At 66.4% G+C, this 14,551-nt stretch carries 13 protein-coding genes; 1 reads left to right on the top strand and 12 read right to left on the bottom strand.

Annotation, left to right across the window (positions count from 1 at the left end):
- Window positions 1-159: 159 nt before the first annotated feature.
- The 7 genes from AAFN86_RS28455 to AAFN86_RS28425 all read right to left on the bottom strand — a co-directional run bounded on the left by AAFN86_RS28455 (window position 160) and on the right by AAFN86_RS28425 (window position 7,642).
- A complete protein-coding gene (locus tag AAFN86_RS28455) occupies window positions 160-1,347 on the bottom strand; it encodes a Hint domain-containing protein (RefSeq protein WP_347547027.1) in 1,188 nt (395 codons plus the stop codon).
- Window positions 1,348-1,608: 261 nt separating this feature from the next.
- Entirely contained in the window at window positions 1,609-2,034 is a 426-nt protein-coding gene (locus AAFN86_RS28450) for an ion channel (RefSeq protein ID WP_347547026.1), read from the bottom strand.
- A 97-nt stretch (window positions 2,035-2,131) separates the two neighbouring features.
- Window positions 2,132-3,250 carry an AI-2E family transporter gene (locus AAFN86_RS28445; protein WP_347547024.1) on the bottom strand — a complete coding sequence of 373 codons (1,119 nt, stop codon included), beginning with the start codon at window positions 3,248-3,250 and terminating at the stop codon, window positions 2,132-2,134.
- 82 nt (window positions 3,251-3,332) lie between these two features.
- On the bottom strand, window positions 3,333-4,571 hold the full coding sequence (locus AAFN86_RS28440) for a DUF2955 domain-containing protein (protein ID WP_347547022.1): 1,239 nt from the start codon (window positions 4,569-4,571) through the stop codon (window positions 3,333-3,335).
- Window positions 4,561-6,078, bottom strand: a complete 1,518-nt coding sequence (locus AAFN86_RS28435) for an HlyD family secretion protein (RefSeq protein ID WP_347547020.1) — start codon at window positions 6,076-6,078, stop codon at window positions 4,561-4,563. The genes AAFN86_RS28440 and AAFN86_RS28435 overlap by 11 nt, the downstream gene beginning before the upstream one ends.
- Window positions 6,056-6,403 carry a DUF2950 family protein gene (locus AAFN86_RS28430; protein ID WP_347547018.1) on the bottom strand — a complete coding sequence of 116 codons (348 nt, stop codon included), beginning with the start codon at window positions 6,401-6,403 and terminating at the stop codon, window positions 6,056-6,058. The genes AAFN86_RS28435 and AAFN86_RS28430 overlap by 23 nt, the downstream gene beginning before the upstream one ends.
- A gap of 162 nt (window positions 6,404-6,565) precedes the next feature.
- The gene (locus AAFN86_RS28425; RefSeq protein ID WP_347547017.1) at window positions 6,566-7,642 is read right to left on the bottom strand and encodes an IS5 family transposase; all 1,077 of its coding nucleotides are present in this window, start codon (window positions 7,640-7,642) and stop codon (window positions 6,566-6,568) included.
- Between the two features lie 295 nt (window positions 7,643-7,937).
- Between AAFN86_RS28425 and AAFN86_RS28420 the strand changes: the two genes are divergently transcribed.
- The gene (locus AAFN86_RS28420; protein WP_347547016.1) at window positions 7,938-8,171 is read left to right on the top strand and encodes a hypothetical protein; all 234 of its coding nucleotides are present in this window, start codon (window positions 7,938-7,940) and stop codon (window positions 8,169-8,171) included.
- Window positions 8,172-8,267: 96 nt separating this feature from the next.
- On the opposite strand, the gene AAFN86_RS28415 is transcribed toward AAFN86_RS28420, so the two are convergent.
- The 5 genes from AAFN86_RS28415 to AAFN86_RS28390 all read right to left on the bottom strand — a co-directional run bounded on the left by AAFN86_RS28415 (window position 8,268) and on the right by AAFN86_RS28390 (window position 14,144).
- The gene (locus tag AAFN86_RS28415; protein WP_347547015.1) at window positions 8,268-9,395 is read right to left on the bottom strand and encodes an OmpA family protein; all 1,128 of its coding nucleotides are present in this window, start codon (window positions 9,393-9,395) and stop codon (window positions 8,268-8,270) included.
- Between the two features lie 590 nt (window positions 9,396-9,985).
- On the bottom strand, window positions 9,986-11,833 hold the full coding sequence (locus AAFN86_RS28405; RefSeq protein WP_347547013.1) for a hypothetical protein: 1,848 nt from the start codon (window positions 11,831-11,833) through the stop codon (window positions 9,986-9,988).
- 576 nt (window positions 11,834-12,409) lie between these two features.
- The gene (locus tag AAFN86_RS28400) at window positions 12,410-13,483 is read right to left on the bottom strand and encodes a hypothetical protein (RefSeq protein ID WP_347547012.1); all 1,074 of its coding nucleotides are present in this window, start codon (window positions 13,481-13,483) and stop codon (window positions 12,410-12,412) included.
- A gap of 205 nt (window positions 13,484-13,688) precedes the next feature.
- Window positions 13,689-13,955, bottom strand: a complete 267-nt coding sequence (locus AAFN86_RS28395) for a hypothetical protein (RefSeq protein ID WP_347547011.1) — start codon at window positions 13,953-13,955, stop codon at window positions 13,689-13,691.
- 15 nt (window positions 13,956-13,970) lie between these two features.
- The gene (locus AAFN86_RS28390; protein ID WP_347547009.1) at window positions 13,971-14,144 is read right to left on the bottom strand and encodes a transposase; all 174 of its coding nucleotides are present in this window, start codon (window positions 14,142-14,144) and stop codon (window positions 13,971-13,973) included.
- Between the last annotated feature and the right edge of the window lie 407 nt (window positions 14,145-14,551).

The following is a 14,551-nucleotide window of genomic DNA, read 5'->3' as shown; positions in this document are numbered from 1 at the left end:
TAGTTCTTGTCGTTGTTGGCCTATGCGAGCGACGCCCGAACCGGAGCCAGCGATCTCTTGCTATGTCGTGGAGTTCACCTGCTTCGATCAGCAGACTACCACGCACCAAATTGCGCCGCACGAAAATTGATGAAGGCGCGTGCTTCGTCTCCGCGGTGCCTAACCATGCGACGCCCGCCAACGGACCTCTCGTGGATGGCCTTCGCACAGCGCCTCAATTCCCGCTCGGATCCGCGCGAGGATCGCGGTTCCTTCAGCGAGGATCGGTGCGCAGGCCCTGGCCGCATACCGACCGTTGGTCCGAAAAGCCGCAAAATCCACGGCAATCGCTGCCACGGGAAAATTTCCGAACAGGTGCCTGTTGCCGTCATCGATGTAGGACTCTGTCACCGCGCCGTCGCTCACCAGGAGGCCATGCTGCGCAAGTTCGACGTGGTAGTACGTGACCCTGTCGCGCCACAACTCCTGCACGATGGATCTGCCGTTCACCAGGCTGCGCGCCGGAACCAGGTGGCCTTCGAGGAACACCGCGTGATCCGGGCTGACGCAGAGGTCCCGGCAGGGCACACCGTCGCCCAACGCGCCGGCGGCGATACGCACAGGGGCGGAGCGTCGGCGGTCCCGCTGGCGGCGCAGGTCCACTTCCGCGTGCCCCACCCAGATCACCGGCTGGATGCGCGTCCTGGCGTGCATGTCGATGACGAGGTCACCGGCCCGAAGCGCCTCCACCGGCGCCTCTCCGCGCGCCGCGGCGATCATTGTGCCTGCGACGAAGCACGGCGGGTTGTCATCGATCGTCGCAAAGACCCCGAGGTCGCCGGTCAGGACATCGATCTGGTCGATCGTGATTATGTCGGTGCCGTTGGTCAGGGTCGCGGTCATCTCCGCCCCTCCGACCACATCGGACACCGTCCAAATGCCATGGACGCTGCCGTTGATGAGGGAGGCGAAGTTCGTTTGCGCGCCCCATCCCTCCAGTCGAAGAGTATCGTTGCCGCTGCCGACATCCCCAACGTTGTCGCCGTAGATGACGTCGTTCCCGTCGCCGGCGCGCCACACCACCTGATCGAAACCATCACCGCCGATGATGGAATCCGCGCCCGTGCCCCCGAGCATGGTCTCGTCGCCCACGCCACCTCGAATGGTGTCGGCACCGGGTCCGCCAAACATTGTGTCGAACCCAAGACTCCCGATCAGGACGTCGTTGCCGTCGTTGCCGTAGATCAGGTCGTCGCCAAGGTCGCCGGCAACCGTGTCGTCCCCTTCATTGGCGTAGACGGTGTCGCCAAATGGCGTCCCGAGAAAGGTGTCGTTGCCGCTGCCCAGGACCGTACTCGTGCCAGACATCCATGGTCTCCCGCAGGGCTACTGCGCCGTACACACTATCGAATTAGTGAGCGTAGGCGATACCTCGATCCCCTGACAGTGCAACCGGCGCCAGGGGACCTCTCCGTCTTCTTGGCTCAGCAGCCAGTGCGTCGAGACATGGCCCGGAATTCTCGATGCCCGTCGCGATCGCCGCGAGCGGTCGTCCACCGATGTGGCCAAGACCGGGAGTTTTCGCCACGCAAGGGAGGAGCGGCTGTCGCCGAACCGGTGCGCCAGCCTCTACGACCGGTCCGCTGGCGAGCGGGCGATCGAGATTGCGGCGAAGATCAGCGCAGTCGACCAGCCCAGCATCAGCGAACCGCAAGCCGCTTGCAGCGCGCCAAAGATGCGAAAGCCCGGCGCCAGCAGGATATCGCCGTAACCCAGCGTCGCGAAGGTTACGAGCGAGAAGTAAAAGGCATCGTCATAGGTCTGCAGCGCGCCACGCCAGAGGAGGAATCCGGCCCACAGCCCCACCTGTGCCAGATGACCGAATATCAGTGGCACCACAGCGCCGAGTGAAATCCAGAACGTTCGCCAGAACTCCGACGAGTCCCGAGTGCGCCGGCCAAGCGAGCGGACGATGCCCAGCAGAACGCCCTGTGCCCCGACCTGCAGCAGGACCGTGCCACTCACCAAAAGAAGGATCGCGGCTAGCCGGCCCATCTGCGCCTCCCGAACCCTCGATCCCCTGGGCGTTCATTCGCGCGGATTCCGGCGGCGCGCCCGCCAGCGGGATGCGCCGCCGCTCCCGGGTGCGGCGTCACCGGACCTCCGTTCTTGCTGCAGCAGCAGGCCCGCCACGCCAGGCGTCGAGCACCGTGAAAGCAACGGCGATCAACGACGGCCCGATGAACAGGCCCAAGAAGCCGAAGGAGACGAAGCCGCCGAACACGCCCAGGATCGTCAGGCTCATCGGCATCGCCACGCCGAAGCCGATCAGCCATGGCTTGATGACGTTGTCCATCAAGGTGACGAACAGGCCCCAAATTATGATGAAGATGCCCCAGCCCTGCTGGTCCTGGCCGAACAACCAGACCGCCGCACCGCCCCAAAGCAGGACGATCAGCGGTGCGCCGATTTGGCTGAGGGCGAGCAGCAGGGTGAGGAACCCGAGCAAGGCGGCGCCCGGTATCCCGGCCACCAACAGGCCGATTGCCATGACCACGGCCTGAATGGCGGCTGTCCCCACCACGCCATAGGCCACGCCGCGCACCGCGCCCGCCGCGACGTCCAGCGAGGTGACGCCGGCGTCTCCGGCAAGCCGCTGGAGGATGTTGCGCAGCGCTGTCGCCAATGCTTCGCCACTCACCCAGAACATTGCAGCCACGACCAATGACAGGATGATCTGCAGGATGCTTTCGGCCAACGCCCCGGCCACACCGACCACGACCTGCCCCAGCGCCTCCGAGTAGGGTTCGATCATGGTCCTGAAACCGCCCTCGGCGACCATCGCCTGGTTCCAGAAGGTGGCGATGCGCTCACCGACGACAGGTAGGCCGGCCAGCGCGGGGGGGATCTGTGGCGAACTCGCGAAGTAAGCCTGCACGCGCTGTCCGCCCTGCGACACATGCTCGGCTAGTCCAGGCGCAATTGCTATCAACGGCAGGGCAACGACGGCGAGCGCCAGGAGCACCAGCAGCGTTGCCGCAAGCCCGCGACTCAAACCGTGTCGAATCAGGAGGTCGCGCAACGGCCACGCGGCTATGGCCAGGATCGTGCCGAACAAGATCGCAGTGGCAAAGGGGCGCAGCACTGCGAGAACGCCCAGCAGCAGGCCCGCGAAGAGCATGAGCATGACGGCGCGCTCGAGGAGCTCCGTGGTACCGATCCCGGCGGCAGCACGCACCTTGTCGTCGAGTGACGGGAATTCGCTGGCCATCGATCATCTCCTGATAGGCCCGCGATTGCGGGCGGAGCGAGACACCGCGCTGACGCACCTGCGGGCGATCGGCATTGTGGCATCATGCGGATTGGGGTCCGGCAGGGCCCATCGCGGGCGACGACGGGCGAACTGCACGCGTTCCGGGTCGTGGGCCCGGCTCATGTCGAGCTGACCCGGGCCATCCCCGGCAGCGATTGCCCGGCCCCTGGCGCATGACGACTTGCATCGTCCGCTGCCATGCCGCTGGCCGCCCGGGGGGCGAACTCTCCGAAGAATGGCGTTCCGTCGCGGCTGGCCCTTGCGGCCGTGGCGGCGGCAGCAGCACCGTGGTCGCGCCGACCGTGTAGAGGGAGAGCACGGCGATATCCATGATCCGGTCGAGCACCGGAACGTCGAACCCATGGGGCGCCGCGGCGAGGCCGAACAGCGTCAGGAAGGTCACGAGGCCGGTCAGCGCCACCGCGCCGCCCGGCCGCCGGCGCGCGGTCATGATCCATCTGGCGAAACCCAACGACCCCAGCAGCGTCATCAAGGTGAGCGCAGGCAGTTGCGGTCCGACCTCCAGCACGCCGGAAGCGGCCGCGGCGGCGACGCTTCCAACTAGGTTGCCCAGCAACAGGATCACGAGTTGGACGCGCCCGGCCGTCGGATCCTGGGCGCACAGGAAGGTCACCAGCCCGATCAGTGCCGGGAAGGCGAGCGCGGTGGGTTCGGCGAGATAGAAGAACTGTGCCGGCAGCACGATGGCGACTTTTGCGAGCCTGCGCGCCGGGCCCGCATGGTCCGCCTTCCGCATGGCGGACGCGGTGGCGGCAGCAGTATCCATGGCGGCCTTGTCCGGCCGTGCCGGGAGAAGCGCGTACAGCAGCCAGACCACGAGCATCGCCCGCACCGCCGAGGTGGCCAGGGTCTCGAGCACACCGGCGCCCAGCATCTCCGCCTGGAAGGTGAGGACCGGCACCACCGCAGTGAAGTTGAGCAGCATGGTGGCGGGGAGCGACTGCTTGCCTGCCGCCCGCTCGTGCATCGAAAAGCCGGCGTAGAAGAGCAGCCCCAGCGCGACCGCGAGTATCAACGGCCGGTCCGAGAAGGTCGAGGCGACAGCGAAGGCCACGCCGCCCGTTGCCAGGATCACCGCGACCAGCGCTGCGGCCTGTCCCACCCGCGGCGCCCGGGGCATGCCGACGAGGATCTGCGCGGCGAGCACGGCCGTCAGCCCGGGCAGCGGCTCCCCCGCCGCCGTGCCCCAGACCAGCGCCAGCGTCGCGGCGAAGGCGAGCCGCAGCGCCGGCCGGTGCCATGCGGTCTCAGGAGACATAGGTCAGCACCGAGATCAGCCTGATCCAGAACCAGGCGAGCGCGTCCGCGACAGGGTGCTCGCCCGTATAGACGATGACGTTGGCGCGCGCGTTGTAGCGCACGCCGCGCGGCCGTTCGTCACTCGTCTCGAACGCCAGTTGCACCGGGAAGCGCTGCGCCGGTGCGAACCATCCGCCGCTGCTTTGTCGCGTCTTGGGCAGGCCGGTTGTGGAATCAAGGTCGCCCTCGCCGACGCCCCAGCCCAGGCTTTCCACCCGCGCCGGGAGCACCCGGCCTGGCAAAACGTCGAGCACCACTTCCGCCCGCGCGCCCGGCCTGATGTGCTCCAGGTTGTTCTCGCGCAGGTAGGCCTGCAGCCAAACCAGCCGTGCATCGAGGAAGGTAAGCGCCGGCTGGCCGGCGCTGGCGAACTGCCCGACGTTCAACTGGAGATTGCTCACCACGCCGTCGCCCGGCGAACGAAGCGTGGTGCGGGCGAGGTCGAGGCGTGCCTGCGCGAGTTCGGCCAATGCCTCGCGGATCTGCGGGTTGTCCGCGCCCTGCGGGCCAAGAGCCTGCCGCGCCTGCTCCAGCGAGGCCTGCGCATGCAGTACCTGCGCCTCGGCCGCGTCCACCATGGACCGCGCCTGGTCGCCGCGGGCCGCCGGATAGACCCCGCCGCGCACCAGTTCGAACACGCGCACCGCCTGCTCGCGGATGTTCTCCCGTTCCGCGACCTCCTGCAGCAATTGCGCCTGGGCCACGTCCACCGCGGCGGTCGAGGCGCCGATGGCCTGCCCGGCCGCGGCCAGCCTGGCCTCGGCGCGCTCCACGGCGATGTGGAACGGGATCGGGTCAATCCGGAACAGCAGGTCGCCAGTACGGACGATCTGGTTGTCGCGCACGGCGACTTCGACGACCTTGCCCGCAACCTCCGGTGCGATGCGCACCACGAAGGTGCGGACGCTGGCATCGCTGGTGTAGGGCGTCAGCCGGTCGGCGATCAGCGTCCAGCCGAACAGCAGGACGCAGAGGATGAGGATGATCACCGTCCAGCGGCGCACCGGATCGGCGGGCTTGGACAGTGAACGCGGCATCGCGATTTGCTCAGGCTGAGGCGCCCGCACTTCGTTCATGCCACCTACCCCCCAACTCATGCACCTGCCTCGGTGGACCGGGGACTGAATGGACATTCGCCGATGCCGGGGGCGCTGTGTTTGTAGCGTCCACCCATCGGGGACCGTGTTGCAATCCAATTCGGGCACGGGCGCAGGCAATGGCTTCCAGCACGATCCGGTCCTTCGAGGCGCCGATTGCCGGCGCGCTACTGCAATGATCCGGGCGCGGCGGCGGCGAACCGGCGTGGGCTTCGCCTCCAGGCCGGAACACGCCGCGCCGAGGGGCCTCGCCACGGCCTCACCGGGAATCGTCGCGCCACGGCATTGGCCGACGCAGCAGCGTTCTTCTTTGGGATCGGCTTGCTGCAGCGCTTCACGCAGGATCTCAGCGCCAGTACAGGCCGTCACGCTGGCCGGGGATCGAGACGAACCGCCGCGCATAGGCACGGAAGGCGCCTTGCCGTCCGGCCGTCTGCGCGTCGTCATCCTGCGCGTCCACGCCGGCGCGCAGCGTCTCGATGGTGTCGAGCTCATTGCGACCGATGCGGCGATCGACGATCTTCTGCGTCACGGCGGCGGTATCGAGGCGCCAGATGCCGCCGCACAGCAGCAGGGGCAGCGGCCAGCCGTCGTCGCCGATCTGCAGCACGGCGCGGTCGGGCGTCGGGCGCAGGATCTCCGCCTTCTGGTCATAGGCGATGGGGAAGCGCGCCGGTGCCGCGCGGTCAGCCACCGGATCACCGGAGCGGACCAGCCGGACACCTCCAGAAACCCTGCGGCTTCGGCGGACGAGGGTTGTTTGAGGCTGTCGGGGCGGCAGTGACGCGGATGCGCGTGCGCATCCGGGGGACGGGGCCGCTACGGCGGCGGCGGTGGCTGGCCTACTTGCGTGCCGCTACGCTGGCGTGGCCTTGCCGGTCAGCCAGACGAACCGCTTGAGGTTGTAGGCCAGGTTGGCGAGGCCGATCTTCACCCGTGCCCTGGCGATGCCGATGGTGCGCACGACCAGGCCCATCGGCCCCTTCTGCCGTGCAAAGACGTGTTCGACCGCTGAGCGCACGGCCGACTTGCGCGCATTGGCCCGCCGCGTCCTTGCAGCCATCGGCCGGCCCGGCGGCTTCTTGCGGTGGATGCGCGAGACCAGGCCGCGCCCGGCCAGCCACGCCTCGTTCTTCGCCGAGCGATAGGCGGTGTCGGCCCAGACATCGCCGGCGGTGTTGTCGGCATCGACCATCTCCGCCAGCCGCGCCCCGTCATGGGCCGCGGCATGGCTGGCGGTCCAGCCGCGGATCAGCCCATGCCGGCGGTCGATCGCGACGTGGTTCTTGTACCCGAATGCCGGAACAGCGAGATCGACCTGCGGCGCGCCATCTTCGCGCGGCTTGGCCTTGGAGAACTTCACCGTCCAGCGGGCGTCGCGGTCCTTCTGGCGCAGCTTCGCGGGCCTCTCCGCCCAGCCCTCGGGGACCTGCCCGGCCTTGATCGCCGCCCGCTCCGCCTCGGTGTTGCGCTGCTTCGGCGCGGCGACGATCGTCGCGTCCACAATCTGCCCGCCCATCGCCAGGTAGCCGGCGGCGCGCAGCGTGGCATCGAACCGCGCGAACAGCCACTCCACCGCACCGGCACGCTTCAACGCCTCGCGGAACGTCCAGATCGTGTTGGCATCCGGCACCGGGTCGGCCAGCCCGAGACCGAGGAAGCGCATGAACGACAGGCGGTCCTTGATGAGGTACTCGCAGGGCTCGTCCGACAGCCCGTGCATCGCCTGCAGCAGCAGGATCTTGAACATCAGCACGTGATCGAAAGCGGGCCGGCCGCCCTTCGCACCGTCTGCGCGCGGCACCGCCTGCTCCAGCTCGGCGCGGAACATCGCGAAATCGACCAGCACGGCGATCCGCTCCAGGTCATCGCCCTTGGCCGACAACTCCCGCAGCCGTTCCTCCACGTCGAAGAACCCAGGCTGCCGAACCATCGCCTTCCCTCGCACTGCTCCGCGTCAGTGAATAAGCCGAACGGCTTCAGGGCGAGGGGTTTCTGGAGGTGTCCAGCCGGGTCCCGGCGGTGCCGAGGACGCGCAGCGCCTGCTGGTCCCCAGGCTCGCGTCGCCCGGGCCACCGACGCCGGCAAGGCCGCCAGCACCCCGGGGACGGGCGGGACCGCCCGCGCCGCGGAGCCCGCCAGGACCGCCTACGCCACCGGGGCGGCTAGCACCACCAACACCACCGGCCCCCGCCGGGGCCACCGCGATCCCCGATACGCTCGCCGCAGTGCGCCTGGTCTACCCGGCCGCAGACCTGCTCGCGGAACTGGGCACGGTCAGCAACTCCGCGACGGTTGGCGCCGACGTTGTTGCGCACCTGATCGTTGCGGTAGGCGACGCCCTGGCGATGCGTGGTGTCATGCCGCCAGGTGTTGCCGCTGATCTGCCCGCGATTGGCATTGATGTTGTTGTAGCGGTTGGCATTCGCCGCCGCAGCCGTCAGTGCAGGCTTACGGCGTAACCGTGCCAGCCCGGCAGGAAAGCGAGCGTAGATCCCGCACAGAAAAGGGCGCCTTTCGGCGCCCTTTCACTGGCGATCGCGTGCTGTTGCGCAGGATCAGCGGAGGATGATCTCTACGCGCCGGTTCTGCGGCTCGCGGGTGTTGTCCGGCGTGGCGACTAGAAGGTTTGTCTCGCCAAAGCCCTGTGCGACGATCTCCTGCCGCGGCACGCCGAGCCGCACAAGTTCGGCCGCCACCGCATTGGCGCGGCGCACCGACAGGCCCTGGTTGTACTGCGCCGAACCCGAGGTGTCGGTGTAGCCGTTGACCTCGATGCGGGTGACCGCCTGGCGCGTGCGGGCCTGCGCCGCCTCGCTGATGATCTGCCGCGAGCGGTCGGTCAAGTCAGCCCGGTTCCAATCGAAGAACACCAGGAAGGTGCGCGCCGGCGCAGGTGCTGCCGCGGCCGGTAGCGGGGCCGGCGGCGGGGCGACGCCAAAGGCATAGCGCACGCCGAGCAGGATGGAATGGTTGAAGTTGTCCACCTCGACCGAGCTCCGCCGTACCACGCCGTTCGCATTGGTCGCGGTCGCCTCGAAGTCCTGCGAGAGCGTGCCGAAGAAGCGATACTCCGCGGTGATCGCGAGGCCAGGCACGGAACGGATAGGGAAGCCCAGCCCGGCGATGGCCTGGTAGGCAAATTCCCCGCCGGTGCCATCGATGCGGGCGGTGGGAAGCGTGTTGCCCGCCGTCGCCAAGGCGCGAATGGTCACATTGTCGTAGTTCTGCCAAGCGTAGCCGATACCGAGGCCGAGATAGGGATAGACGGGCCAGTCAAAGATGGCGCCGAAATCGTAGAAGGCGTTCGCCATGATGCCGTAGGTGCGCGCCGTGCCGCTCGAATTGCCGCCGAAGCCAGTTACCGTGACTTGGTCGACTTCGTTCTGACGGTAATTGCCCTCAAGCTCGACGCGAAAGCCATTCCCAAAGCCCCACCCGACGGACATGACACCGGCAAAACCAAGGCTGAAGGAGACGTTGAAGTTACCCGAAGGCGTTAGGCCGAGGTTGTTGGGATTGACGTTCGAGCTGTCGATGAAGCTCTGCAAATTCCCGCCGTCGGAATCCGTGAGCCAGTTCAAACCCGCACCGCCGGCCACATAGAGGCCCGAGACGGGCTGCGCTTGCGCTATGACAGGCACCGCTAGCATGGCCGTCGCCAGGAGGAGGATTCTGGGTTTCATCGTCGCACCTCTCGCTGTTTCAGGTTTCCCCGCATTCCGATGTAGACAGAAAAAGCAAGATGGTGCGGCCGCAAATCGGCGTTGCGGTCCAGGAAAGATTTTGTTTGTTACCGCAAAAGCACATGCATAACTTGCCGAGATGTCTCGGCGGCGTCCGTGATCGTCCGGCTGCATCGATATTGGCCCACCTTCCGGCAGCCCTCGATCGGACAGGGTAGTGAGTGAACGAAGAACGATACGATGCTGACGCGGGCATCGCATACTGGTCTGCCCCCTGAAAAAAGGTCCTCCCTGAAGTAGGCTTTTAAGCCTGAAGGAGGCTGCTGGAATGTCGCAGAAGAAGAATAAGCCAGAAAAGATTGTCGCGAAGCTGCGGCAAGTGGATGTCCTGCCCTTCGCCAGATCGTTGAACTCGCGCCGCACATGCGACCAGCAGAACGCCAGCGTGACACCGTCGCCAGCCGCGACCAGCGTCTTGTAGGCGCCGAACCGGTCGCACTGTTGGATGGATGCCGCGATAACCGGCGATCAGCGCCCTGGGAGGCCTCTGCGAAACGGCTTGCCGGTGCTGGTGATCGCAGTTCGGTAAATCATTCCATTCCAATGCTGGCCTGATTTCGGAAGAAGTGCTCAGTCCTCCGGTTCGCTTCGCTGCGAAAGTCATTCCTACCATCAGATATAGCATCGAAGTCAATTTTTGCAGCAAGAATTGCACGGCAGGTCATGTACGCCTTCGTCGCAGGTGTTTCTATCTCGTCCATGTAGGTCTGGACGATTTCCACCATCTCAGCTTTGAGCCGGAAAAGGCTCAGCTGACCTTGAATCGTATTTTCCTGGCGCGAGAGCAGTCGGGTTGTGCATTGCGCAAAGTCCTCACCGCCGCACCAGACCGGCAATCTTGTGCGGTTGCGGGCCCGAACGTCTGCCGGCACGTATGAACTAGCTTGCAGCAGGGCCCGGAGCATCTCGTCCATGTAGAGCTGTGCTTGCTGGAACAGAGGAAGATCGCAAGTGTCGCAATCAGGTCTGATCGACTGCATCAGCCACCCGAAGAGGCTACCGCGAGAGTTCCTCTGCTGTCTGACAATTGCATGATCCTGCGCCATTATCTCGCTTACATCGATGTGCGACTGCCGACAGGTTTGATCTACCCAAGCTCCGAGCAATTCTGCATCGCTAGCAACCCCGTTCTCGCCTCTGGGCATCAAGTCGGCCCGGACTGACAGGCGGTTCGCGCGATCGTCATACGCGAAGCTGATGCGCCGGTAGGCGATCGGCCAATCCGACAGCGAGCTCACGTTCAGTTCGAGCAGCGGACGCAGCCCGGGGAGCCGGTGTTCCGCCCAGAAGCCGCGATGCGTATGGCCCGAAAGATAGGCGATCGGGTGAGGAAGGTCGGACACCAATCCGTAAATCGACAATCGTGTCTGCAGTTCAAGCGACTGCCAGTTGTGGTGGCCGGCGAACACGACGATATCGCCCGCCCTGGCCGCTTCCCTGATCCACGGTGTGACAGCACGGACCTGATCGGCACGGATACGGCCTACGCTACCGGGGCTGCGTCCCATGATCGTGTCCCAGGTGCTGACGAGCGGGCCGGCCTGGTTCGTGTCCAGCGCGATGACAATGACGCCCCGCGTTGCCCCCGGCGCCCGCGGTAGTCGCAAGCGCTGTGCGATGAACGAATCTGCATAGTCGCCTCCGTCGATCAGATGCGCCTCTATGCCTGACACAAACGCGTCTGGATCGGGGTTGCGCCAGCTGACACTGTGGTCTCCGGAAGAGGGTGGCGGCACGAGACCCGCGCCACGCGGTGCGACGCGGGCTTGTCCCGTGATGTATCGGGTGATGAAGTCGGGTTTGATGAACGCTTCCCTGTCTGTCCTGTGTGTGACGTCGCCGGGCGTCGCGCCGCGGCGGCAGGCGCGGTTCCACCGCTCCGCGCCCGGATCGAGTGCCGAAACTTGGAGATCGTGGGCAAAGATACCGAACAACAGGCCGTCGTGATTGCCGGGCAGGATTGCACCAGGCCGGTTCGCCGCCGCAAAGATCTTGGCGATGCGCTCTGCCTCTGTGCGACATGACATGTCCAGGACATCGCCGAGGTGAATGAACGGTTCCGTCGGATGGCTCTGCAATGCCCATTCGAGAATGCGGCGCCCGAATAGCGTCTGCTGAGGTGGGCGCTGGCTCACCTCGACGTAAGCGTCAATCGCACTCGCATTCTCGAGCAATGGGTAACCTGTCGATTCGTGCTCCTGGGTGTCACTGACCACGACGATGGGGGAAGTCAGCGCAACGTAGTTGGCGCCAGGCTCCGGTCCGGGCACCGGCTGCGGGACGAAGCCATTGTGGCATCCGGCGAGGAGCGAACCCCCCAGTACGCTAGCCAGCAGGGATCGACGGTCTCGCGGTTGGTCGATCAAGGAGATGGCCATTGCATCACGCGCGCCAAGGCGTCGGCGCCGGGGTTGACCCGTGCGGCACCAACCGGTTGCGGCGCTTGCGCGATGGCAGCAACCGCGCATGCCAACACGATGTTGCCGCCACAGAAAGCGATTGCAGTGAGTCGGGCACAGTTCATGAGACCTCCCGATCGTAGCGACCAGGCGCCACGGCGGGGTCCAGCCTGATACGCTAACCGCATAGAAGCAAACAAAACCGGGTTCGGCATTAGTGGAGCGGAGTGTTGCCGGTCACCATACCCAAGAGGCGTTTCAGCATTCTCAGCGCCTCGGCGGGTAACGCCAGTTGCCCGACGGTATGATGTAGCGGACGCCACCGCGCGGGCCGATGCAGGGCGCGGACGGCGTGCCGTTCTCCTGCCTCTGGACAGGCCGCGCCGAGTTGGATGGCGAAGCCCGGCCGGCACGATCGAAGCAATCCAGTCGCGCCGCGCGATCCACCACCAGCACGCCGCCTCACCTCGTCACCAGATGGGCCAGACCCTCCGTTAGTCAGGCATCTCCCCTTTCTCCAAGCATTCGACGACGGACAGGGGGCGGCCGCGCGCGTTATCGTGCTCGCTCCAGCAGCGTCTCTTCGACGATGCGCATCACGGCCTCCAGCATCGCGGGGCGGGGGAAGGCGTTGCGGTTGGTGAAGATGGCTGCCAGCAACGGATGCGCCTGGTCGAGCGGCAGACCCACGGCCCAATGGTCGGCGTTCAGGTAGCCGAGCAGCACGGAACCCGGAATCAGCTGATCCGTATACAATGTCTGGCTGTCGTTGCGCGGGTCCATGACCGACAGTCGATCATGCATCGGCACCAAGACGGAGGAGGTATCCTGCCGGGCAGTGAATGATCCGAGCGAGAATAGCGGTAAACCGATGGACGACGGCGGGTAGCTGGCGAGGGCCGTAAGGCGGGTGGACCGCCTGAGACTTTCAAATGCGCCCCCGTCCCCCGCATCACAGCCAGAGCCAGGGGCGGAGCGCGCCAGCCACGGCAACACACGTGGCGGGTGGTCGGCGAGTGGCGAGCCGGTGACCGTGCCGGCGAGGCTGACGGCGGCCGCGACGCGGGGGCGGATCTCGGGATAGCGCACCAGGGCTTCCAGCATGTCCGCAGTGCCCTTGGAATAACCTACCAGGACCAGGCGCTCGCCCGGTTCAAGCGGCTCGGCAAGTAGGCGATCGCGGATAAGTTCGGCGTTCCTCATCGAGGAGGACAGCCCTTCGACTGGCACCTCGAAGCTTCGCCAGCCGATCGTATCCAGATGTGCGCGTGCATCGCCGAGGATCGTGACCAGGCCCGCAAAGCAATCGGCGCCGTAGCCGGGCACGATGGCAAGGCGCAATGGAAGGCGAGGTGGTCCGTGTCCGACAGACCGGCCGCTTGGCGGCGCCTCGCCACCAAGCCGGTGCAACATGGCCTGGCAGTCGCGGCCGGAGTCCGGCGGCGTGACCGCACACAGGATCTCACGAAAGCGGGCACGCGCATCCACGACGCCTGCCGCGCTTGCAGGCACCAGGATTGCTGGTGGCGCGACAAGGTCGGGCTGCAGCAGCGGTGTCGGCGCGCAGCCCACCAGAGCGCCGAAACCAAGCACGAGGCGCAAGCGCCACCGGGCCGTGCTGGTGCCCATGCGAAACAGCAGCCTACTGATCGTTTGGCCCTCCCCGTGATGCTCACACTCACTGCCTGGCCCGAGGGGTCCCTCCGGCGAACCCTAGGCGCTCTATGACGCCATTGGTCAAAAAATTGGTACCGATCGGCCGAAGTCGGACAATCGCGCGCCCTCCACCAGCAAAGACCACCGCAGCCGACGCTAGGCGCAGCCAGTGGCTGATTCAGCGGCGGCGATGCTCGACACGGTCGACACGCTCGACGTGGCGGTGACCACCAGGAAACCCCTTGATGTCGTGGATCACAACGCCGGGGAAGCCGCTCCGACGATCGCCCGAACCGCTCTGCCGGAGGCGTGCGATCTGCGCCCACAGCCGCTCTGCCTCGAGCGTCTTCGCTGCGGGAGCCTGCGGCCGCGGCAGATCCTCGACAACACGAACCAGCATCAGGCTGGGCGGAGCTTCTGGCCCCGTCTGGAGCAGGCCCGGCATCGTCCCTTCACGAGCCTACCGCCGCCACTCGAACAGCAGGCTGCGGCTCATGCGGTGGCGGCCTGCTACGCCCGTCACCGACGAGGCAGGACGCATCGCCTCCGCGACCAGCGCCAACTTCTGCTCCGTCGTCCCGCAGCGCCGCCACCGCACCACATTGATCACCTCACCCCGCCAACCGTTCGGCATCGTCCATACCCCTACGCGAAAGGACGACAAGCGACATCCGCGCCGCCCGGCAACCACGCAGGTCAGCCCACCGGCACCTCGCGCCGCAAGGCAGCCAATGGAAGGGGCTCACCGAACGTCCGCATCCCGGAGACCAAGTACGTGTGCGATGGTTTCGAGACGCCCTTCAACCCATGGCGACTCGGCCGTCACGACAGGGAAGGCAGTCAAGGGATTGCTGCTCGGACGATCGCCAAAGCGGCGAGCCAGGGGCTCCCGGTAAGTCGTGACGGCAGGTTCGGCTTATGGCCGACCGCCAAAATCCACGAGTCACCCCTCCGCCGGAGAGGGGCTGCTCATCGAACGACCAGGCGCATCGCGCCGGGTCCGATGATGCGCGTTCCGACGCCGAGGAACTGCTGCGTGCC

Source organism: Roseomonas sp. CAU 1739 (assembly GCF_039839775.1).
Taxonomy (GTDB): domain Bacteria; phylum Pseudomonadota; class Alphaproteobacteria; order Acetobacterales; family Acetobacteraceae; genus Neoroseomonas.
This window is presented reverse-complemented; position numbering and strand designations above follow the sequence as displayed.

Bases quoted from the DNA above. Each gene is read 5' to 3' on its own strand.
- AAFN86_RS28450 (WP_347547026.1), bottom strand. From the start codon at position 2,034: ATGGGCCGGCTAGCCGCGATCCTTCTTTTGGTGAGTGGCACGGTCCTG.
- AAFN86_RS28440 (WP_347547022.1), bottom strand. From the start codon at position 4,571: ATGTCTCCTGAGACCGCATGGCACCGGCCGGCGCTGCGGCTCGCCTTC.
- AAFN86_RS28390 (WP_347547009.1), bottom strand. From the start codon at position 14,144: ATGCCGAACGGTTGGCGGGGTGAGGTGATCAATGTGGTGCGGTGGCGG.
- AAFN86_RS28455 (WP_347547027.1), bottom strand. From the start codon at position 1,347: ATGTCTGGCACGAGTACGGTCCTGGGCAGCGGCAACGACACCTTTCTC.
- AAFN86_RS28400 (WP_347547012.1), bottom strand. From the start codon at position 13,483: ATGGGCACCAGCACGGCCCGGTGGCGCTTGCGCCTCGTGCTTGGTTTC.
- AAFN86_RS28425 (WP_347547017.1), bottom strand. From the start codon at position 7,642: ATGGTTCGGCAGCCTGGGTTCTTCGACGTGGAGGAACGGCTGCGGGAG.
- AAFN86_RS28415 (WP_347547015.1), bottom strand. From the start codon at position 9,395: ATGAAACCCAGAATCCTCCTCCTGGCGACGGCCATGCTAGCGGTGCCT.
- AAFN86_RS28395 (WP_347547011.1), bottom strand. From the start codon at position 13,955: ATGCCGGGCCTGCTCCAGACGGGGCCAGAAGCTCCGCCCAGCCTGATG.
- AAFN86_RS28405 (WP_347547013.1), bottom strand. From the start codon at position 11,833: ATGGCCATCTCCTTGATCGACCAACCGCGAGACCGTCGATCCCTGCTG.
- AAFN86_RS28445 (WP_347547024.1), bottom strand. From the start codon at position 3,250: ATGGCCAGCGAATTCCCGTCACTCGACGACAAGGTGCGTGCTGCCGCC.